This is a genomic window from Pseudoroseomonas ludipueritiae (genome assembly GCF_014490445.1).
Taxonomy (GTDB): Bacteria; Pseudomonadota; Alphaproteobacteria; order Acetobacterales; family Acetobacteraceae; genus Pseudoroseomonas; species Pseudoroseomonas ludipueritiae.
Genome location: NZ_JACTUZ010000388.1, coordinates 1 through 587 on the forward strand (window position 1 = coordinate 1; position 587 = coordinate 587).

The 587-nt window shown below is 74.8% G+C and carries 1 protein-coding gene; it reads right to left on the reverse strand.

What is annotated here, in order from left to right:
* Positions 1-587: glycosyltransferase (locus tag IBL25_RS26545; RefSeq protein ID WP_187781397.1), on the reverse strand; the 587-nt coding region annotated here is incomplete at both ends.

Genomic DNA, 587 nt, shown 5'->3' on the forward strand with positions numbered 1-587 from the left:
CCACCTGTTCCAGCAGCCGCGCGGCCACGCTGTCCCAGCCGGGGCGGGGGGGCAGGGCGGCGATCTGGGCCCTGGCGGCGGCAAGGAGGTTGGGCTGGGTGATCAGCGCCTCCAGCTTCGCCACCAGCTCAGGCTCCGAGCCACCGAAGAAGAGGGCGCCATCCTGGCCGGCTTCCAGCAGCGCGGAATGGGCCGGTGCCAACACCGGGCGGCCGGCGGCCAGGCTTTCCGTCACCGGCAGGCCCCAGCCCTCGTAATGGCTGTTGTAGAGGGTGAAGAGGCAGTCCCGGTACAGCGCCGCCAGCAGCGGGTCGCCCACGTTCTGCAGGAGGTGGACGCGGCCGCGCAGGTCCGGTGCGTTCTCCAGCAGCGCCAGCGCCGCTTCCGCCCGCCAGCCCGGGCGCCCGACGCAGACCAGGTCCGGCACCGCCGCCGGACCCAGGCGGCGCAGCAGCGTCAGCCAGGCCTGGAAGACCATCAGGTGGTTCTTGCGGCCCTCGATCGTGGCCACGAAGAGCACAAAGGGTCGCCCGGCGCGCAGCGGGCGGGGCAGCAGGGGCGGCGCGGCCTCGGGCGGCGGCGGGCGG